This window comes from Pectobacterium punjabense, from assembly GCF_012427845.1.
Classification (GTDB): domain Bacteria; phylum Pseudomonadota; class Gammaproteobacteria; order Enterobacterales; family Enterobacteriaceae; genus Pectobacterium; species Pectobacterium punjabense.
Genome location: NZ_CP038498.1, coordinates 4,628,324 through 4,649,528 on the forward strand (window position 1 = coordinate 4,628,324; position 21,205 = coordinate 4,649,528).

Annotated in this window: 17 protein-coding genes; 10 read left to right on the top strand and 7 right to left on the bottom strand. The window is 53.5% G+C overall.

What is annotated here, in order from left to right; genetic code table 11:
- Nucleotides 1–28 precede the first annotated feature (28 nt).
- From E2566_RS20950 to E2566_RS20970, 5 genes are all read right to left on the bottom strand, one after another.
- A complete protein-coding gene (locus E2566_RS20950; protein WP_107169303.1) occupies nucleotides 29–1,936 on the bottom strand; it encodes a PTS mannitol transporter subunit IICBA in 1,908 nt (635 codons plus the stop codon).
- A gap of 510 nt (nucleotides 1,937–2,446) precedes the next feature.
- Nucleotides 2,447–3,163: a DUF3053 domain-containing protein gene (locus tag E2566_RS20955; protein WP_240958790.1), complete on the bottom strand. Its 717-nt coding sequence runs from the start codon at nucleotides 3,161–3,163 to the stop codon at nucleotides 2,447–2,449.
- 276 nt (nucleotides 3,164–3,439) lie between these two features.
- Nucleotides 3,440–5,509: a glycine--tRNA ligase subunit beta gene (glyS, locus tag E2566_RS20960; protein ID WP_107169305.1), complete on the bottom strand. Its 2,070-nt coding sequence runs from the start codon at nucleotides 5,507–5,509 to the stop codon at nucleotides 3,440–3,442.
- 9 nt (nucleotides 5,510–5,518) lie between these two features.
- Nucleotides 5,519–6,433 (bottom strand): glycine--tRNA ligase subunit alpha, encoded by a 915-nt coding sequence (gene glyQ / locus E2566_RS20965; RefSeq protein ID WP_010286428.1) that lies wholly within the window; start codon nucleotides 6,431–6,433, stop codon nucleotides 5,519–5,521.
- A 126-nt stretch (nucleotides 6,434–6,559) separates the two neighbouring features.
- Nucleotides 6,560–7,366 carry a sulfite exporter TauE/SafE family protein gene (locus E2566_RS20970; RefSeq protein ID WP_107169306.1) on the bottom strand — a complete coding sequence of 269 codons (807 nt, stop codon included), beginning with the start codon at nucleotides 7,364–7,366 and terminating at the stop codon, nucleotides 6,560–6,562.
- A 277-nt stretch (nucleotides 7,367–7,643) separates the two neighbouring features.
- On the opposite strand from E2566_RS20970, the gene E2566_RS20975 reads away from it, so the two are divergent.
- Nucleotides 7,644–8,207 (top strand): DNA-3-methyladenine glycosylase I, encoded by a 564-nt coding sequence (locus E2566_RS20975; protein ID WP_107169307.1) that lies wholly within the window; start codon nucleotides 7,644–7,646, stop codon nucleotides 8,205–8,207.
- Nucleotides 8,204–8,677 carry an N-acetyltransferase gene (locus E2566_RS20980; protein ID WP_107169308.1) on the top strand — a complete coding sequence of 158 codons (474 nt, stop codon included), beginning with the start codon at nucleotides 8,204–8,206 and terminating at the stop codon, nucleotides 8,675–8,677. The genes E2566_RS20975 and E2566_RS20980 overlap by 4 nt, the downstream gene beginning before the upstream one ends.
- Before the next feature lie 20 nt (nucleotides 8,678–8,697).
- Here E2566_RS20980 and E2566_RS20985 read toward each other — a convergent pair whose 3' ends face one another.
- A complete protein-coding gene (locus E2566_RS20985) occupies nucleotides 8,698–10,659 on the bottom strand; it encodes a methyl-accepting chemotaxis protein (RefSeq protein WP_107169309.1) in 1,962 nt (653 codons plus the stop codon).
- A gap of 362 nt (nucleotides 10,660–11,021) precedes the next feature.
- On the opposite strand from E2566_RS20985, the gene ghrB reads away from it, so the two are divergent.
- The 7 genes from ghrB to E2566_RS21020 all read left to right on the top strand — a co-directional run bounded on the left by ghrB (nucleotide 11,022) and on the right by E2566_RS21020 (nucleotide 19,612).
- Nucleotides 11,022–11,984: a glyoxylate/hydroxypyruvate reductase GhrB gene (ghrB, locus tag E2566_RS20990; protein WP_107169310.1), complete on the top strand. Its 963-nt coding sequence runs from the start codon at nucleotides 11,022–11,024 to the stop codon at nucleotides 11,982–11,984.
- Between the two features lie 302 nt (nucleotides 11,985–12,286).
- On the top strand, nucleotides 12,287–13,924 hold the full coding sequence (locus tag E2566_RS20995) for a TIGR04028 family ABC transporter substrate-binding protein (RefSeq protein WP_107169311.1): 1,638 nt from the start codon (nucleotides 12,287–12,289) through the stop codon (nucleotides 13,922–13,924).
- 26 nt (nucleotides 13,925–13,950) lie between these two features.
- Nucleotides 13,951–14,895 carry an ABC transporter permease gene (locus E2566_RS21000; protein ID WP_107169312.1) on the top strand — a complete coding sequence of 315 codons (945 nt, stop codon included), beginning with the start codon at nucleotides 13,951–13,953 and terminating at the stop codon, nucleotides 14,893–14,895.
- Nucleotides 14,892–15,752 (top strand): ABC transporter permease, encoded by an 861-nt coding sequence (locus E2566_RS21005; protein WP_107169313.1) that lies wholly within the window; start codon nucleotides 14,892–14,894, stop codon nucleotides 15,750–15,752. The genes E2566_RS21000 and E2566_RS21005 overlap by 4 nt, the downstream gene beginning before the upstream one ends.
- Nucleotides 15,749–17,446 (top strand): dipeptide ABC transporter ATP-binding protein, encoded by a 1,698-nt coding sequence (locus E2566_RS21010; RefSeq protein ID WP_107169314.1) that lies wholly within the window; start codon nucleotides 15,749–15,751, stop codon nucleotides 17,444–17,446. Before E2566_RS21005 ends, E2566_RS21010 begins: the two co-directional genes overlap by 4 nt.
- A gap of 1 nt (nucleotide 17,447) precedes the next feature.
- The gene (locus tag E2566_RS21015; RefSeq protein WP_107169315.1) at nucleotides 17,448–18,482 is read left to right on the top strand and encodes a putative FMN-dependent luciferase-like monooxygenase; all 1,035 of its coding nucleotides are present in this window, start codon (nucleotides 17,448–17,450) and stop codon (nucleotides 18,480–18,482) included.
- A complete protein-coding gene (locus E2566_RS21020) occupies nucleotides 18,479–19,612 on the top strand; it encodes an alkylhydroperoxidase domain protein (protein WP_107169316.1) in 1,134 nt (377 codons plus the stop codon). Before E2566_RS21015 ends, E2566_RS21020 begins: the two co-directional genes overlap by 4 nt.
- A 56-nt stretch (nucleotides 19,613–19,668) precedes the next feature.
- Here E2566_RS21020 and E2566_RS21025 read toward each other — a convergent pair whose 3' ends face one another.
- Entirely contained in the window at nucleotides 19,669–20,178 is a 510-nt protein-coding gene (locus E2566_RS21025) for a phenolic acid decarboxylase (RefSeq protein ID WP_107169317.1), read from the bottom strand.
- Between the two features lie 102 nt (nucleotides 20,179–20,280).
- Between E2566_RS21025 and E2566_RS21030 the strand changes: the two genes are divergently transcribed.
- Nucleotides 20,281–21,153: a LysR family transcriptional regulator gene (locus E2566_RS21030; protein ID WP_107169318.1), complete on the top strand. Its 873-nt coding sequence runs from the start codon at nucleotides 20,281–20,283 to the stop codon at nucleotides 21,151–21,153.
- Nucleotides 21,154–21,205 lie beyond the last annotated feature (52 nt).

Consider the following 21,205-nt stretch of genomic DNA (forward strand, 5'->3'; position numbering starts at 1 on the left):
CGCCCGAAGGCGGCACTAGCCAAATTAATCAGGCACTCTTTTTACCGGAGAGTAAGTCGAGTACTTCCTGAACGTCCTGCGTGTGTGCCAGACGTTCAATAACCGCGTCATCATCCAACGCATTGGTCAGGCTGGTGATGACCTGAATATGTTCGTTGTTACGGGCAGCGATACCGATAACCAGACGCGCAACCTCATCCTCTTCATCGCCAAAGCGAACGCCTTCAGGATATTGGCAGAAGACAACGCCAGTTTTCAACACGCGGTCTTTCGCTTCTATCGTACCGTGCGGCACGGCGATCGACTCGCCCAGATAAGTGGAGGTCAGCTTTTCACGCTCCAGCATGGCTTCAACATACGCAGGCTCGACGTAGCCGCCTTTCACCAGTTGCTCGCCGGCGAAACGAATTGCCTGCTCTTTGTGTGTCGCATGCTGATTCAGGAACACGTTACCCGCCCCCAGTTGGAACAGGTTCGTCTGCGTGTCGACTACAGCGGATGCAGGCGTCGCGACGGTTTCAGGCTGCGCGGCACCCTGCGCTGCCACAAGACGAGCAGCCAGATCGCTATACAGACCGCTATCAAGGAAGTTGGTCAGAGAAATGTGCTGTGCCTGCGGCGCATGGCGCATAGCGCGTTCAGTCAGATCGCGGTGCGTAATCACCAGATCGACATCGTCCGGCAGGCTATTGATCGCGCTGTTGGTCACCGAAATGTTGGTCAGCCCAGCATCCTGAACTTTCTTACGCAACACGCCAGCACCCATCGCGCTGGAACCCATACCAGCATCACACGCTACGATGATTTTACGCACGGTGCTCATATCACCGCTGACGCCCGTGTTAGTCGCTGCACCTTTAGAAGACGCTTTCATTTCCTGCACACGACGCGTCGCATCGCCCAGGTCTTCTTCTTTTTGCTTGGTGCTTTTCAGCAAAATCGCCGACACGATGAAGGACACCGCGAAAGCCGCTGCAATCGCCGCCAGGTTAGCGAAGTAAGCACCTTTTGGTGTCATCGCCAGCACTGCAAGAATGGAGCCCGGAGAGGCTGGAGAAACTAAGCCACCGCCTAGTACGCTCAGCGTAAACACGCCAGTCATCCCGCCCAGAATCACCGCGATAATCAGACGCGGATTCATCAGGACATAAGGGAAGTAGATTTCGTGAATCCCGCCCAGGAAGTGGATAATCGCCGCACCCGGTGCTGATTCTTTCGCGTTACCACGCCCGAAGAACATATAAGCCATCAGCACGCCCATACCTGGACCTGGGTTCGCTTCGATCAGGAAGAAAATAGATTTGCCGGTTTCCGTCGCCTGCTGAATACCCAGTGGAGAGAAGATACCGTGGTTAATCGCGTTGTTCAGGAACAGAATTTTCGCTGGTTCAACGAAGATGGACGTAAACGGCAACAGGTTGTTCTGTACCATCAGGTTAACGCCGGAAGCCAGCACCTGAGAGAAGACTTCAACCAGCGGACCAATTGCCAAAAACGACAGAATTGCCAACAACATACCGATAATACCGGCAGAGAAGTTGTTGACCAGCATTTCAAAACCGCTCTTGATTTTACCGTCGACCATGCGGTCAAAACGTTTAATCGTCCAGCCGCCCAGCGGGCCCACAATCATGGCACCGAGGAACATCGGGATGTCGGTTCCGACGATCACACCCATCGTCGTAATTGCACCCACGACACCACCACGCTCACCGAATACCAGACGTCCGCCAGTATAACCAATCAGCAATGGTAGCAAATACGTAATCATCGGGCCGACGAGCTTCGCCAAGGTTTCATTGGGAATCCAGCCGGTAGGGATAAACAGCGCGGTAATAATACCCCAGGCGATAAATGCGCCAATATTGGGCATCACCATATTACTGAGGAAGCGACCAAAGTTTTGCACTTTGATCTTAATATCTGGTGAAAGCATAAAAACACACCCCTATTGAAACGCGCTGACAATAAGAGCGCGTGGTAATTATCGTGAGACGGCGTGGCAACGTGTGTTAGTCGCAGCGATGGTTAGCAACAACCGACAGTCTTATTTTTACCGAGATATCGACGGTTACCGAAAGCTCAGCTGTTATAAAAACACCGATTGCCACAAAAATATTTCCGTCATTATTACTGTATGCAGCGCGGACTCTAACACGCTGTTTTCATACCGCAACCTCATGGCAGGAACGTGACAAAAATCACACAACCACCCTACATCAACGATACAAATAGGTGATTTACTTCACAAAAAAACGTTAAAAATGAAAAACTAAACAGATTCGTAGACAAATACAGCGTCTTATATGTGATTTGCATCACACTTTAAGTGGTCATGTTTGTTTTATTTATGTGATTCAAATCACAATTTATTTTTCTCCTCTCGTCCGTCACACTCATTTTATCCAGAATACCTACCCGCTAATATCGACTCGCCAAGAGGCTATTAGGGATAATTCACGCCATTTACCCCTCTGAGCGCATTCATCACATTCTGTTGCTGCACAGGTAATGCCGCCACCATACTGTTATATTGCGCCGCCTGCTGTGGGGTGCGGAATTGGACAGATGCGCCGTTAAATACGGCCTGATCGCCCTGAGCCTGGAGGAAATCACCAACCTGAATCAGGCTTTGTGCAAACGATGTGGCGCCAGGAATAACAGGTAACAACGCATTCGTCGGCTGTATTACCGTGCTCGCATAGAGCCGCTCATAAGGAATTTGCACCTCTTCGGGCTGCTTTAACGTACGGTGGGCATTGTCAGCCTGCGCTTTTGCCGCCTGAACATGCTGCGCCAACAGGCTCATGGTTCCAACAGATTGCCTGAGCGCATCACGCTGTGTCAGATAGTCTTTAGGGACACGAATACGGGAAATTTGCCCCAGCATCGGCGTCAGACTGCCGGATACGGCTTGATTAAACTGCTGAGAAAAGGTGGTTAAAATCGCATAATCGTTGGCAAAATTGCCAAAACTCTTCTTCTGCTCTTCCGTCAATGCGGGCAGCGTCCCATCCTGCTGCGACTGTGCGCTTTGCAGAAATGCAATGAATGCCTTGCGCTGGTCGGCCTCACTATCACCGCAGGCAGCAAGCTGTAATGCCGCCAGAATAACCAGAACTGGCAGCAGCCAGCGTGAACGGTACGTCATCAGCCTTCTCATTCCCTACTCCTGTTATGCTTACTGCCCCGCCAGCCGTGCTTTATTTAGACAAAAACACGCTGACGACGGATTTTCCATGACAAGATTTTCTACGATATAAGCATAGTCGAATCGGGCTTGCTGTGTAGAAAAAGGCCAGCTCTTACAACGAATACCGACTGTTTAAGTCTCGAGATACACGGGGCGGCTATAGGTGGGCGTTCTGGAATGAGAAGAAAATAGCCCCCGAATAGGAGAACCTATTCGGGGGCTAAGATGACAATGACGCAGTTATCGTTATTGCAGAACGGAAATATCCGCAACCTGCAAGAACAGCTCTCGCAGTTGGCTCAGCAGCGTCAGGCGGTTCACACGCACCTGCTCATCTTCCGCCATGACCATCACCTGATCGAAGAATGCATCGACCGGTTCGCGCAGCGAGGCCAGCTCAACCAACGCTTCCTGATAGCGGCCTTCGGCAAACAGCGGCGTCAGTTTGTCACGCAGCACGACAAGGTGCGTTGCCAGCGTAATTTCCGCCGCATCTTTCAATACGGCAGCGTTGACGCTCTCATTCAGCGTATCGGTAGACTTAGCAAGAATGTTGGAAACGCGTTTGTTAGCTGCTGCAAGCGCCGCTGCTGCATCCAGCGAACGGAAGTGGCTAACGGCTTTCACGCGGGCATCGAAATCAGCCGGACGAGTTGGACGACGCGCCAATACCGCCTGAATGGTATCCACACTGTGCCCTTCTTCCTGATACCAGGCACGGAAACGACCGAGCATAAACTCAATCACGTCATCCACAACCTTGGTATTAGTCAGCTTGCTGCCATACAAACGTACCGCTTCTTCGGTCAGCGTCTGCAAATCGAGCGGCAGACGTTTTTCGACAATAATACGCAGCACGCCGAGGGCTGCGCGACGCAGTGCAAATGGATCTTTGTCACCTTTTGGATGTTGGCCGATGCCAAAAATCCCTGCCAGCGAATCCATTTTGTCGGCAATCGCCAGCGCACAAGCCACCGCAGAAGACGGCAGTTCATCACCCGCAAAACGCGGCTGATACTGCTCATTCAGCGCAACAGCAACATCTTCGGCTTCACCATCATGACGCGCATAGTGCATCCCCATCACGCCCTGCGTGTCGGTGAATTCGAACACCATGTTGGTCATCAGGTCGCACTTGGACAGCAGACCCGCACGCGTTGCGTGGTTCACGTCAGCACCAATTTGGCCAGCAACCCAGCCTGCCAGCCCCTGAATGCGGTCAGTTTTGTCACGCAATGAACCCAGTTGCTGCTGGAACAAAACCGTTTCCAGACGCGGTAAGTGATCTTCCAAACGCTTCTTGCGGTCGGTATTGAAGAAGAACTCGGCGTCAGCCAAACGTGGGCGCACCACTTTTTCGTTACCGGAGATAATCTGCTGTGGATCTTTGGATTCAATATTGGCAACAAAGATGAAATTCGGCAGCAGATTGCCGCTGTTATCATAAACCGGGAAATACTTCTGGTCACCTTTCATGGTGTAAACCAGCGCTTCGGACGGTACGGCGAGGAATTTTTCTTCAAATTTCGCGGTCAGTACCACCGGCCATTCCACCAGCGAGGTGACTTCTTCCAGCAGGCTGTCGCTAAGATCGGCATTACCGCCAATCTTGCGTGCGGCTTCTTCTGCATCAGCTTTGATTTTCGCTTTACGCGCATCGTAGTCGGCGACGACTTTACCGCGTTCCAGCAGAATCTGTGGATACTGCTCTGCATTGTCGATCGTAAATTCAGCTTCACCCATAAAGCGGTGGCCGCGAAGAGTACGAGCGGAATCGATACCCAATACCTGACCGGGTATCAATTCCTCACCCAACAGCATAGTCACGGTATGCACCGGACGTACAAACTGGGTTTCTTTGTCGCTCCAGCGCATCAATTTTGGAATCGGCAGCTTCGATAATGCAGTGCTTACCATGCCAGCCAGCAGTGCCTGTGCCTGTTCGCCTTTAGCGTGGGCGCGATACAGCAACCACTCGCCTTTGTCGGTCGTCAAACGTTCAGCTTGCTCAACGGTGATACCACAGCCACGCGCCCAGCCTTCTGCCGCTTTTGTCGGCTTACCTTCCGCATCAAACGCTTGGGAAATCGCTGGACCGCGTTTTTCTACTTCACGATCGGGTTGGGAAGCGCTTAGGCGTGCAACCTTCAGCGCCAGACGGCGCGGCGCAGCAAACCAGCTTACGTCACCGTGCGCCAGATTGGCAGCATCCAGCTCCGCCGTGAAATTCGCGGCAAAGGATTCTGCCAGATTACGGAGAGCCTTCGGCGGCAGCTCTTCCGTGCCAATTTCCACCAGAAAAGTCTTGTCAGTCATGGCTGCCTCTTAGCTCTCTTTCTTATTACACATCGGGAAACCCAATGCCTCACGAGAGGCATAATAGGCTTCCGCAACCGCTTTGGTCAGGGTACGAATACGCAGGATGTAGCGCTGGCGCTCGGTAACCGAGATCGCTTTACGCGCGTCCAGCAGGTTAAAGCTGTGCGCCGCTTTCAGAATGCGTTCGTAAGCTGGCAAAGGCAGCGGTTTTTCCAGCGCGAGCAGGTGCTGCGCTTCTTTCTCATATTGCTCGAAACAGCTGAACAGGAAATCGACATCAGCGTGTTCAAAGTTGTAGGTCGACTGCTCGACTTCGTTTTGATGGAACACGTCGCCGTAGGTGGTTTTACCTAACGGGCCATCGCTCCAGACCAGATCGTAAACACTATCAACGCCCTGAATATACATCGCCAGACGTTCCAGACCGTAGGTAATCTCACCGGTCACCGGTTTACATTCCAAGCCACCAACCTGCTGGAAGTAGGTAAACTGCGTGACTTCCATACCATTCAGCCAGACTTCCCAACCCAGGCCCCATGCGCCCAGCGTTGGGTTTTCCCAGTTATCTTCCACGAAACGGATATCGTGAATGGTCGGGTCCATACCCAGTTCTTTCAGAGAACCGAGGTACAGCTCCTGAATATTGTCCGGTGATGGCTTAATGACGACCTGAAACTGGTAATAGTGCTGTAAGCGGTTCGGGTTTTCGCCGTAGCGCCCATCGGTCGGACGACGAGAAGGCTGCACATAGGCGGCGGCCATTGGCTCCGGCCCCAGTGCCCGCAGGCAGGTCATAGGATGTGAAGTGCCTGCGCCGACTTCCATGTCCAATGGTTGAACAATGGTGCAGCCCTGGCGAGCCCAATAATCCTGTAATGTCAGGATCAGGCCCTGGAAGGTCTTGGTATCAAACTTTTGCATGTTGGATTCGCGCGCGATACAAGTGGATTTATAAGGAATGCGCCAGTATACCCTCTGACCGCAAGATATACAGCCAGAATGCGGTAACAAGTGCAAATCCCCGTTATCATCTTTCAAATTCCGGGATCAACCGGAAAAAACGGTCTGCAACATTTTCAGGCTTAGCAGCAGTAACAATGCCGCAAAGGCCTTTTTCAGCGTTGCCACAGGCAGACGATGTGCCAAACGGGCGCCGACAGGGGCGGTGAAGAAGCTGACGACGGAAATCAGGAAAACAGCAGGCAGAGAAACATAGCCGACGCTGTAGTCAGGCAATCCGGTCGTCGACCAGCCGTTGATCAGGTAGCCCAGCGCGCCGGAAACGGCAATCGGTAGCCCAACCGCCGCCGATGTCCCAATCGCCTGCTGAATACGGACGTTGCACCACGTCAGGAACGGCACCGTAAGCGACCCGCCACCAATAGCCACCAGCGCCGAGATGCTGCCGATCGTCAATCCCGCCAGCGAAATCCCTGCCGTACCGGGCAACTGACGCTGCGGTTTGGGCTTGATATTCAGCACCATTTGCAGAGAAACATAGGCCATAAAACAGGAGAAAAAGATCGCCAGCGTCCGCGTCGGCAACAGCGTCGCCAGCCAGGTCGCGGCGAATGTCCCGATCAGAATGGCGGGCGTAATTCTGATAACCACAGGCCAAAGCACCGCCTGATGCTGATGATGAGTACGTAGACTGGAAATCGCCGTGACGACAATCGCCGCCATTGACGTTCCCAACGCCAGGTGCACCAGATGCGTATTATCCACACCCTGTGCGGCAAACAACGCCGTCAGCACTGGCACCATAATGCCGCCACCACCGATACCTAATAATCCCGCCATGAAACCCACCACTGCACCTAATGCCAGATAGGCTGCTACCCACTCCACTGCCATTCCCTGTACCCCTGTTTCTATTTACGTTTTTCTTATGATCGATAACAGCCTTGAGCGAATAAAATAGCCCTGAGCTGTCGGCAAAACATTATTCACGATTCCACGACGACTTTCCGCCCCATCCGCAAATGACTTTCCCTATCTGCGAGCACGCCCGCAAAATGCTGGTTGCATATACAGCACTATGAATGCCATGATCGCACCACATTGCGGCAGACTGCCTTACAATAAACAGTGCGTCAAAACACCAACGGCGCAACCGAATAAGGAGAAAGGAATGCAACGCTGCGGCTGGGTTACACAAGACACCTTATATCAGGATTATCACGATAACGAGTGGGGGAAGCCCTGCACCGACAGCCAGAAACTATTCGAGCTACTGTGTCTGGAGGGCCAGCAGGCGGGCCTTTCCTGGATCACCGTCCTGAAAAAGCGCGAAAACTATCGCCGTTGCTTCCACCAGTTCAATCCTGAGCAGGTGGCGAAAATGACGCAGGATGACGTAGATCGATTAGTACAGGACAGCAGCATTATCCGCCATCGCGGGAAAATCGAAGCGATTATCACCAATGCAAAAGTGTGGGTGGCGATGGAAAGCCAAGGAGAGAGCTTCGCGGACTTCATTTGGTCTTTTGTCGAACACCGGCCACACCTCAACCATCCCGTTTCACTCGCAGACGTTCCCGCCAAAACGGACGTTTCAGATGCCATGTCCAAAGCCCTGAAGAAACGCGGCTTCAAATTTATCGGTTCGACTATCTGCTATGCCTTCATGCAGGCGGGCGGATTGGTCAACGACCATGTCATTGACTGTTTTTGTCATCAGGAAAGCGCGTCATGATCCGCCCTTATCGCAGCCTCGATCTTGCGCCGTTGATGCAACTCTGGTTAAAGAGCACTATTCTGGCGCATCCCTTTATCCGTGAAGATTACTGGCGAGAAAGCGCCAGTGCGGTACGCGAGATCTATATTCCCCAGTCACAAACCTGGGTTTATGAAGAACAAGGAAGCCTTATTGGCTTTATCAGCGTACTAGAAGCACGGTTTATCGGCGCGCTGTTTGTGGAACAAGCCTATTATGGAAAGCAGATTGGCACCGCGCTGATCCAACATGTTCAGGCGCAGTACCCCTTACTCAGTCTGGAAGTGTATCAACAGAATACACGCGCTTGCCGGTTCTATCATAAGCAGGGGTTTGTCGCCGTTGAGGAAAACATCAATCAGGAGACACAAGCTACGGCGCTGATCATGCAGTGGGTGAACGAGGGGACAGCAAATGCCGTTCCCTCTAGTTCAATCGGCCACCTCTGAGTCATCGACTCAACGGGGTATCAGAACGTTGTCCAGTTATCGTTCCCATTATCCCGTGACGCGAGCGTCGGCAGGCGAGCCGTTGCTCTATTGCCCGAATTTCCATTGCCGGTGTTAGATCCTTGCAGTCTTGGTACCCCGGCAACATCCGCATCGGATATGCGGAAAACGGACATGAGTTTTGCCAGCTTCGAGGCCTGTTCCTGCAACGAGTTCGCCGCGACGGAGGATTCACTCACCATAGCGGCATTCTGCTGGATGGTGGTATCCATTTCAGCCACTGCACTGCCAATTTGCGCAATACCGCGACTCTGCTCATCCGATGCTGAAGATATTTCCCCCATGATGTCATTCACGCGGCTTACGGAAGCGACAATGTCATCCATCGTTGTTCCCGCTTGAGAAACCAGATCGGTTCCTGCATCCACACGAGAAACCGATTCTGAAATCAGGCTTTCTATCTCTTTTGCCGCCTGTGAACTGCGCTGAGCAAGGCTGCGAACCTCGCTAGCAACAACCGCAAAGCCACGGCCTTGCTCACCGGCCCGCGCCGCTTCCACTGCTGCATTCAATGCCAGAATATTAGTCTGGAAAGCGATACTATTAATGACACTCGTGATATCAGAGATCTTCTTCGAGCTACCGGAGATATCGCTCATGGTGTTAATCACGCGGTTAATAATATCCCCGCCTCGATTCGCATTGGTTGAGGCTTCCCCGGCAATCTGGCTGGCATGTCGGGCATTATCGGCGTTGTTCTTCACCGTAGCCGTTAACTCTTCCATACTGGCTGCCGTTTCTACAATCGCCGCCGATTGCTGCTCGGTGCGTGATGACAAATCATTATTGCCCGATGCAATGTCAGAGGAAGCGCTCTCAACGCTGTACACGCTTTGACGAATATCCGTCATTAAATGACGCAATTTCTCCGTCATCACCGTCATGGCCGTCGTTAACTGCCCCAGTTCATCATGCCGTTCCACCGTGACGTTTGCAGAGAGATCGCCGCCTGCAATGCGCTCCGCCAGCTTCAGATTAGTAATAATGGGTCGGGTGATTTGCCGCGTAACTGACCATGCAATCAGCAATCCAAAGACGATGGCAATCGCCCCTAAAATCAGTGTTTGCAGTACAGAGCTATTGATAATGTCATCATTCCTCGCGCCAAGCTTTTGCAGAATAGTACCGATATCGCTCGTCATTCTGTCTCCGGTTGCCCGGAATTTGACATCTGTGGTTTTTAACTGCCCCAGTTGTTTGTAGTATTGCTCTGCCGTTTGATTATAATTTTCAAATGCTTGCCAAAAAGAATCCACGACGCGACGACGATCGTCACTGACCGATGCTGCCAGCGCAGCATAGGATGCTTTCGATTCGGCATAAGCCTGTTTCTGCACGTTAAACGCAGCTTCGCTGTTCTCTCTTTGTAAGATATAGGTGCTATTAACCAGTTTCAGAAACAGTAGTGAGAGGGTATCTTTCTGCGCCGCCAGCGCATTTTCATCCGCGCCGACCGGGAGATTGGTCATAAATGCCGTTAACGCATCGGAGGCATTCATCTGGCTGATTTTCTTTGCCGTATCAACCACCGCGTTCGCAGCGGCTTTCATGGTATTCAGATCGGTATCATAATCTGTAAAATCCTGGTCAAGTTTATTAAAATCAGATAGATAAGCCTCTTCCCACGCTAGTGCTTTCGCTTTTTCCTTTTGCGCCCTAGCCTGCTCAATGTACTTATTCAGGTTTTTAATATGCTCATCTGCAAAGGTGAATGAATACTTGACCCTCGCCATTTTCGACTGATCGAGCTGATGATTCATTTCATTCAAAATCGTCGTTTTAACATACAGTTCATGAATGATAAAAAACCGTATGGCGCCAACACCAGACGCCATCATGACTAACAATAGGACAATACCAAACCCGCCATACAGCTTATGAGAAACCTTAAGATTGCTCATAATTCTGGTAAAAAAATGCATTTCCGCCCCCGTTAACAACATCGTGTCTAAATAACAGCATCATTTCTAAAACATCCCCGCAAATAGCGTTATCGGTTTTTTGCAGTAATGCTTTACAAGAAAATGATTAACAAAAATCACAGTGGAATAATTTTAATCAAACTGTAATAAATCTCATGCGGCCAGTACGTGATTCATGCTGTGAGCGTACTCTGGAGCGGAGGTCACACCATCACTCATGACATAAATCGTGCAAATCCCCCATGAATCACGGTTAACCTTGGGCAAATGCAGGGGCAGTATCACTTGCAGTCTCTTGCCAGCTACGCGATTATTCGATGAGCGATTTCTACGTTAACTTCCTTAATCTGCTGGAGTTTGTCATGAAACCTAGCGTTATCCTGTATAAAACCATTGCTGACGACTTACGCGCTCGTTTGGATCAACACTTCACCGTCACTGAACTTGACGCCTTTCCTTCACTCGATCATCCGGCTCTGGCAACGGCAGAAGGCATCATCGGTTCCGGCGGTAAAGTCGATAAAGATTTCCTGCAACACGCACCGCGTTTACGCGCGGCTTCCACCATTTCTGTCGGTTACGACACTTTCAACGTCGATGCGCTAAATGAAAAAGGGGTCATTCTCATGCACACCCCGACCGTGCTGACGGAAACCGTGGCGGATACGGTTCTGGCACTGATGCTCGCCAGCGCACGTCGGGTTGTAGAAGTGGCTGAGCGGGTCAAAGCGGGAGAGTGGAAAGGCGGTGTCGGCAGCGACTGGTTTGGCACCGACGTTCACCATAAAACCATCGGTATTCTGGGGATGGGGCGCATCGGTCTGGCCGTCGCGCAGCGTGCTCACTTTGGTTTCAGCATGCCGGTACTGTACAACGCGCGCCGCCATCACGCCGAAGCCGAGCAGCGTTTTAATGCCCGTCACTGCGATCTCGATACGTTATTGGCCGAGTCGGATTTCCTCTGTATTACGCTGCCATTGACGGCGGAAACTCACCACCTCATTGGCCGTGAACAGCTGGCAAAAATGAAACCCAGCGCCATTTTGATTAATATCGGCCGTGGTGCCGTGGTGGATGAAGACGCGCTGACGGAAGCCTTGGTGAAAGGAACCATTCAGGGTGCAGGTTTGGACGTTTTTGTCAAAGAACCGCTGCCCGTCGATTCTCCGCTGCTGGATTTACCCAACGTCGTGGCACTACCGCATATCGGTTCCGCCACGCACGAAACGCGCTATGACATGGCCGCCTGCGCCGTCGACAACCTGATTGCCGCCCTAAGCGGTCAGGTGAAAGAAAACTGCGTGAATCCACAAGTATTGAAATAACCCTCCGTCTACCTGAGCGCTGCGACGACGTTTTCGCAGCGCTGCTTTTCCCCACGAACCAACCCCATCATCACACGCGAAACGCGGCGATTTCTCGCAAAAACCATGCTTTTTCCTAACTAAAAACTGGATAACCAATACCGGTATTGTTCTTTGCTGTTTCCTACTGCCTATGGAAGTATCGGCTGTAACGAGCGGTTAACGTCTTCTGCTGTATTCCCCGTTTCAGGACGTAATCGATACGCGTATTCACCTGATAAAAACAAATTTAATAAAAACCATCACATGTAGGGACAATCATCGTGGCGACTTTTTTGCATCCTCATCAAAAACTCACTATCTTTGCCTCGCTACTCCTTCTAGGCGGTTCGCTGGGAGCACAGGCAGCGAACGACACACCGAAAATCGGCGGCACGCTGGTTTATCTGGAGCAGCAGGCACACACCAATCTCTATACACCCGCAGGCGGTTTTTATCCGAACGGCGGCATTCTCAACCAGATTACCGATAAACTGACCTACCAGAACCCGGAAACGCTGGAGATTGAACCGTGGATTGCCGAATCCTGGACCATCAACGCGGATAACACGGAATACACATTCAAGATCCGCCCCGGTATCAGCTTCTCTGACGGCACCCCGCTGGACGCCAACGCCGTGGCGAAAAACCTTGATACGTATGGCTTAGGAAACACCGCTCTTAACCAACCGGTTTCGGAAGTCATCAACAATTACCTGCGCAGTGAAGTCATCGACCCGCTGACGGTGAAATTTTACTTTAAGAAGCCCTCACCCGGTTTTCTACAAGGCACCTCGGCCATCGGTTCCGGCTTGGTTTCTCTCAGCACACTTGAACGTAATTTCAATCAGTTAGGTAATGCCAAAAACATCATTGGCTCCGGCCCATTCGTGGTCAGCAGTGAGAAGCTGGGACGTGAACTGAAACTGACCGCCCGTAAGGATTACAACTGGGCACCCGTTAAATCGAAGCATCAAGGGCGCGCCTATCTGGATGGCATTACCTATCTGGTCACTCCAGAAGACAGCGTGCGTATCGGCGCGTTGGTCTCCGGTCAGGCAGATTTCATTCGTCAGATCCAAGCCTATGATGAAAAGCGAGTGCAAAGTCAGGGCTTCAACCTTTATGCCCCGCCTACGCGCGGCGTCAATAACAGCGTGGTTTTCCGTCCAGATAATCCGCTGGTAGCGGATATCCGCGTACGTAAAGCACTGCTGCACGCTACGAATACCAAAGAAATCATCGATACGCTGTTCTCTGAAAACTACCCACAGGCCACGTCACCGCTGGCGAAAACTGCCGCGGGCTATGTTGATCTCTCCAGCAAACTGACATTCGATCCCGCCCAGGCCAGCAAACTGTTAGATGACGCAGGCTGGAAAACCGGTTCTCAGGGGTTACGACAGAAAGATGGCAAAACGCTGGAACTGACCGCTTATGAATCGCTACCACAACCGCAGAACAAAGAAACCTTACAGCTGGTTTCGCAACAGTGGGCAAAAGTCGGCGTGAAGCTGAATGTGTTAGCGGGCGACGCGGGCAGTAAAACCGTGGATAGCCTCGATCCGCTGAAAACCGGCGTTGCGCCAGCGATGGTAGGCCGTGCCGATCCAGATGTGCTGAAAAGCCAGTATTACCCAACGGTACGTAACGTCCTGCTGCAAAAAGGTGGCTCAAGCGACAAGGTGAAGGACTTTGTTGATCCCCATCTGAATACGCTGCTGGATGGCATCGCCGCAGAAACTGACCGCAGCAAGCGACTAGCGCTGGTAGGAGAAGTACAGAGCTATCTGATCGATCAGGCTTACGTCATTCCCATCTTTGAAGAACCACAGGTATTTGCGGGTGCCGCCACCACAAAAGGCATCGCGTTTGAAGCTGTTGGTCGCCCCAGTTTTTACAACACCTGGCTGGATAAGTAACACAGCGGCAAAGGGAGGAGATCATCATGAACCGATATCTGGCACTGCGCATCGGTCAGGCACTGCTCGTGCTGTGGGCTGCATTCACCCTGTCTTTTATCCTGCTTCAGGCGATGCCGGGTGATGCCGTACTGATCAAGTTTCAGAACCCAGAGCTCGGCCTAAGTGCCGAGCAGATTGCGCAATTACGGTTATCCTACGGCGCCGATACACCGGTAATCACGCAGTATTTTCATGCGATAACTCAGATACTGCGTGGCGATCTTGGCCTGTCTATTCAGGCTGGCGTACCGGTCACCGAGCTTATCGCCGCGAATCTACCACCCACGCTGCTGCTCGCAGTACTGGGCTTCATCGCTGCCGGGCTGTTAGCGTTTGCCCTCGCGTTCTTATCGACGCTGACGCCGTTTCAGTGGTTGCGAACCACGCTGCAATCCCTGCCGTCGCTGTTTATTTCCGTACCAACATTCTGGCTCGGCATCGTTCTGATTCAGATCTTCTCTTTCCGTTTGGGGCTGATTCCCGTGATTAACCCCGGCGAATGGGAGGGGCTCATTTTGCCCGTTCTCACACTGGCACTGCCGATCTCCGCCCCGCTGGCTCAGGTGCTGATGCGCAGCATCGATCAGGTACAAACCCAGCCGTTTGTCGCTGTCGCCCGCGCGAAAGGGGCGAGCCGCAGCGGTGTGCTCTGGCGGCATATCGCCCGTAACGCCATGCTGCCCACGCTGACCATCGCCGGTTTATTGCTGGGTGAGCTGATTGCAGGCGCGCTGATTACCGAAACCGTGTTTGGCCGCAACGGGCTCGGCCAACTGACGCAGGAAGCCGTGAACTATCAGGACAGCAGCGTGCTACAGGCCATCGTGCTGATTTCTGCCGCCGCCTTTGTCGTCGTCAATCTGGCCGTCGACCTACTCTATCCTCTGCTCGATCCGCGCCTGAAAAGAACGCCAGGAGCCACGTTATGACTACCGTACCGTTGGAAAAAATTACGTTTCCCCTTCTGCGCAAGCGACCGTTTCTGCGTCGCCACGCCTTTCAACCTGGGCTACTGCTGGCGTGGCTGGTCATATTAACTGTCGCACTCTGGGCGCTGTTTCCAGGCTGGTTCACTAGCTATAGCCCGACAGAAGGCATCGCAGGTGCACAGCGACTGGCACCCGACGCAGACTACTGGCTCGGCACCGACCAGCTTGGGCGCGATCTCTACGCACGTATCGTTTATGGCGCGGTGCACTCGCTGTCAGGCGCATTTATCGCCGTCGGGCTGGGTTTGGTGCTCGGTAGCCTGTTCGGTTTATTAGCCGGTGCCGTTGGCGGCTGGCTGGATAGCGTCGTCATGCGCAGCATCGATGTCTTGCTGGCCATTCCCGGTCTGCTACTGGCGCTGAGCGTCATCATTCTGCTGGGTTTCGGCACGGTCAACGCCGCGATTGCCGTGGGTGTTACTTCCGTCGCCAGCTTTACCCGACTGGTGCGCTCAGAGGTGTTACGTGTACGCCATAGCGACTACGTTGAAGCCGCCTATGGCAGCGGCGGCACCTTTTTCAGCGTGCTGTGGCGACACATCCTGCCAAATTCACTCACCACCGTTTTTGCTTTCGCCGCCCTACAATTCGGCAGCGCGATTCTGGCGATTTCCACGCTGAGTTTTCTCGGCTACGGCGCACCACCGCCCACGCCAGAATGGGGGCTACTCATCGCCGAAGGCCGCAATTACATCGCAACCGCCTGGTGGCTGACCACCTTCCCCGGCCTGATTGTCGTACTTGTTGTGCTGTCCGCTAACCGCATCAGCCAGTCGATCAGGAGGACGGAACGATGAGTCTGCCAGCCAGCTTACAAACCAGCGCAGCAGTCCCCGTATTGGCTCTGGAAAATGTCACTATCGCCTACCGCAGTGACGACCGCGAGCAAACCGTCGTGGAAGGCGTCTCTTTCCATATTCAGCCCGGTGAAGTCGTCGCGCTGGTAGGAGAATCCGGTTCAGGCAAGACCACCACCGCACAAGCTGTCATCGGCTTGCTCGCCGAGAACGGCAGGCTCACGCGCGGCGCTATTCGGCTAAACGGCGTAGATATCAGCAGTTGGTCACAGAAGCGGTTGGACAGCGTGCGCGGCGCGCAGATCAGCCTGATCCCCCAAGATCCCACCAGTTCCCTTAATCCAGTACAAACCATCGGCGAGCAGGTGGATGAGATTCTGCGTATTCATCAACGGGAAGATCGCCAGACTATCCGCCAGAAAACGCTGGCGCTGCTGGAACGTGTTGGCCTGAATCAGCCGGAACTACGAGCGAAGCAGTATCCACACGAGCTATCTGGCGGTATGAAACAGCGCGTGTTGATAGCCATTGCGATTGCACTGAAACCCGCGCTGATTATTGCCGATGAACCCACCAGCGCGCTGGATGTCACGGTGCAGAAGCGTATTCTCGATCTGCTCGATGAGTTACGGCGCGAGAATGGCACGTCGGTGCTGTTCGTCACTCACGACCTAGGGGTCGCAGCCGAGCGTGCCGATCGGCTGCTAGTCTTCCAGAACGGCTACATTCAGGAACAGGGGCCAACGCTTGAGGTGCTCAGCGCGCCCGCAAGCCACTATGCCCGCACGCTGCTGGCAAACGTGCCGTCACTTAATCCAACACCACGTCCACCGCGCAACCATGCCTCCGAGATTATTGTCTCGGTCGAAAATCTGGTGCAAACCTTTCCTCTGTCAGGTCGCAAAGGCGAGCATTTTCGCGCTGTGGATGACGTCTCTTTCAGCGTAGTGCGCGGCACAACGCATGCCATTGTTGGCGAATCCGGCTCGGGTAAAACCACCACGGCACGCAGCTTGCTCGGGTTCCATCATCCCAGCGCCGGACGTATTCTGATCGACGGCACGGATATCTCTCATCTGAAAGGTGAAGCGCTGCGCCAGTTCCGGCAGAAAATCCAACTGGTCTATCAAAACCCCTTTGGCTCGCTCGATCCGTCACAGCGGTTGTACGACATCGTCGAGGAGCCGCTACGCAATTTTAATCGCCATACTGCCGCACAGCGGGAGCGAAAAATTCATGAGATGTTCGAACGCGTCTCCTTACCGGTAGCGCTATTGTCGCGTAAACCGCGTGAACTGTCCGGCGGCCAGCGTCAACGCGTCGCCATCGCCCGAGCACTGGTGCTGGAACCGCAGGTGTTGGTATTGGACGAAGCCGTTTCCGCACTGGATGTCACCGTGCAAGCGCAGATTCTGCGTTTGCTGACCGATCTACAAGAATCTCTGGGGCTGACGTACGTGTTCATCTCGCACGATTTGGCGGTAGTGCGCCAGATCGCCGATACCGTTTCCGTGCTGTACCACGGCAAGCAGCTTGAGTCCGGCCCCGTGGAGCGCATCTTCGCTCAGCCCGAGCATCGCTATACCCGTGAACTTATCGAAGCTATCCCCGGGCAGCATCACCCGGCGTTTGCCCGTTCACACCAATCCCCAATTCATACTGAAACCACATTCGCACTAAACCAAGGACTGTAAAATGGCAACGAAACGTCTGGGATTTTTCACACGGTTGCTGGATGACGTTTCCGCCCAGCAGCGCTACCGACTGGCAACGGAACAGATCGTCAAAGCAGAACAGCTAGGATTCGACAGCGCGTGGGTCGCACAGCACCACTTCCACGCAGATGAAGGCGGGTTACCATCACCGCTGGTGTTTCTGGCGCTGGTCGCCGCACGGACTCAGCGCATCCAGCTCGGTACTGGCGTGATTACCCTGCCAATGGAAGAACCGCTGCGTGTGGCGGAAGACACCGCCGTGCTCGATTTACTCAGCAATGGTCGACTGGAAGTCGGCGTGGGTTCCGGCGGCACGCCGTCCTCATTTGCCGCATTCGGTCACGACAGTGCACAGCGCGGGCAGATTCTTGGACGCTATCTGGAGAAACTCCGCGCCGCCTGGCGGGGCGAGGCATTGAGCGAAGACGGTAATCAACTTTATCCTGCCGCCCCACATTTAGATAAGCGCGTCTGGCAGGCCACATTTTCCATCGAGGGTGCAGAACGGGCGGGCAAAGCGGGCGATGGCCTGATGCTCTCTCGTACCCAGCCACGCCCGGAGCATTTCCCAGACGCCACGCTCGCTGACTTGCAAAATCCGATGATCGACGCCTATCTGGCTGCGCTGCCCGCTGGCGTCACTCCGCGTATCCTCAGCTCACGCAGCGTTTTCGTCGCTGACGATCGCCAATTGGCGCTGAGTCTGGCAGAGAAAGGGCTTAATCGTTCTGCCGCCCGTTCCGGAACGTTCCGCGCAATTCCTCACGACTCGGTCGAGGCACTTATCGCCTCCTTCGATAGCCATGTCGGCACGGCACAGGATGTGATTGCATCGCTTCGGGCGGACAGTTCGCTGGAGCGGGCGACAGATGTAACCTTCCAGGTACATTCTATCGATCCGCCACATGCGCTGATCCTGCGCTCGCTTGAATTAATTGCTACTCAGGTGGCGCCCGCTTTGGGCTGGAAGCCCGCCGTCAAACAGAAAAGCCCACTCGGGCAGGAGATTGCATGACGCACGCTAACACCTTACACACGCCTGACGTATTGGATACGCTGGCCGACATCAACCCGAACTCCGTCCTTGCAGAAGCGAGAAAAATCCGTGAAGCGGCAACCCGCCATACCCAAGGCAGTTACGACGCGCTGTTTAGCGCCGCTGCACATGATGACGTGACATTACCGTTATCGCTGCGCTTCTGGTTTGCAACAAAGATCAGCGGCTGGCAGCAGGATGAGCAACTACAACGTTTTTATGCCGAGCGACTGGCGGACTTCCCAGAACCTACCCTGACACCCGCGCTACAGCTGGCGTTGGATCACGCTGAGCGCCTGACGAAGACCCCCGTGCAGGCCGCCCCATCCCACGTCAACGCGCTGGAGCGAGCGGGCTGGTCAGTAGACGACATCGTAACGCTGTCGCAGCTCATCGCGTTTGTGAATTTTCAAAGTCGCTTGCTGCGCGGCTATCGCCTGATTGCGGGTCACCGCGTCGGCCAGCCGCATTCGCAGGCCGCCGTTGCAGGCCAGTGGCATACCCAGCCGCTGGCGCACAGCGGCAAGTCCGCACCACAGGCGTTCACTCAGGCGGAACTGGATTGGGAACCGTGGATTGCCCCCAAACCGCTGGCAGCATTCAATGCCGACGAGCAGGCGATTCTGGCGCGCTTCGGCCACACCAATTCCGACTATTTCCGCCTGCTAGGCCGCAACCTTCCGGTGCTGGAACAGCGCACGCTAACAGATAAAGGGATTTTCTATACCTCTGGCGGCCTGCCGCGCAAAGAACGTGAACTCATCGCCGCCGTTACCAGTAAGGTTAACGGCTGCATCTATTGCGCTTCGGTGCACGCGCGTAAAGCCAGTCAGCTCTCCAAGCAGGACAGCGATGTGCAGCGGTTACTGGATGTCGTCCCCGGTGGCGATTTGAGTATCGGCCAAAGCCCGCGCTGGCAGGCGATTATCGATTTTTCGGCACGCCTTTCTGCCACGCCCGCACAGGTCAACGCAAACGACGTGAAACAGCTGCAAGAACAGGGATTGGATACGCTAGAGATTGTCGATGTGGTGCAGTCGGCCGCCTTCTTCTCGTGGGCCAACCGACTGATGCTCACGCTAGGCGAACCTTTCTGGCCAGAGAGTTAATCGGCCTTATGGGATAGCGAATCAGGCGGCACAACCTCCGTGACGCCTGTTGCTGCTTATTTTTTCAGGTAAGCAGGAAAACCCGCAGGCAATTCGCTGGCAGGGCAGTTGATGACCTCGTTGTTGTTTTCCCCACAGTCGCGTATGAACGTGATGGTGGCGAATTCATCAATGACTTCGGTGGGGTACGCGGGGCCCGCTTCACGATACGCTTCCATTTCAGCAATATGTTCGTTCTGGAAACATACCGTTTTTTCTGGATTATTAATGATCCAACGTGGGAAGAAGATGGTGCCGTGGAAAATCTTATCGGCTATGTTAACAATCAGACTGACATCCGTTCCCGTTGGTTCTGTCCATGAAATTTTATACACATCGCGAGCGACCTGCACGATATACACCAGCTGATCTTTGACCCAACGGTTACCCACAATGCCACTGTGAATACGATAGTCTATTGTATTGGCGTTTTTGACATACAGCTCGTAATTCCAGCCATTATCGTAGGTATATACCAGATGTTTCCCTACAAAATGGCTTAGGTCGTGTTGATTGAATGAAAGCATGATCGTTCTCCTGAAGTGTGTAAATTCACTCTAGAGCTTTATTAATTCGATGAATAACGCTATTTTTCAGGTGAAACCATTCAATATTTAGATATATTAAAGATGCTAGCAAAGACGACGCTGGAACAGTGGGAAATTCTTCAAGCGGTTATTGATTTGGGCGGCTATACGCAGGCGGCGAATGCGCTTCACCGCAGCCAATCTTCCGTCAGCTACCAACTTTCGCTGTTGCAAGAGCGGCTGGGTGTCGAACTACTCACAATACACGGGCGTAAAGCCGAACTAACACCAGAGGGGGAATGCTTACTCGCACAGGTGCGACCCGTAATACGTTCGTTTCATGCGCTGGAAGCTCGTGCCCACTCGCTGAAAATGGGCGAGCAAACCAGCATCAACCTGGTGGTTGACAGCACATTCCCCAAAGATCGCCTATTCCACTTGCTCAGCACCTTTCAGAAACGGCATCCGGCTACGCGTATCCACCTGACCGAGGTGCTGCGTAATGAAACGTCTGCGCAGTTGAAAGCGCGCGATGCGGATATTTATGTCATCACGCCGCGTGAACTCGACGGCGTCGCAGGGCAATGGCTAATGAACGTTGATTTCGTCGCTGTCGCACACTGCCACCATCCGCTTTTCACACTCCCCACACCGTTAAGCCATGAGGCTCTGTCTCGCTATCCTTGCGTAGAGATTGTGACGCGCACGACGCCACATTCGCAGCTGACATCCGCCGAGAGCTGGACATTCACAACGTTTGAAGCGGCAACGCAGGCCGTTTTGCATCAGGTCGGTTACGGCTGGCTACCGGAAGCGCGGATTTCAGAGCACATCACACAAGGTGAATTGCAAATATTGCCATTACAGCAAGGGGAACGGCGCACCACCCCACTCTATCTGCTAGCCGAAGAGAAAGGGCAGCCGCTCAGCAAAGAGATCCTCACGCTCATCGCGCTATTGTTCGGCAGACTCTGATGTGTGGGCCATTGGGTGCCAATCATCAAGACCATAAATGAGCTAAATCTCA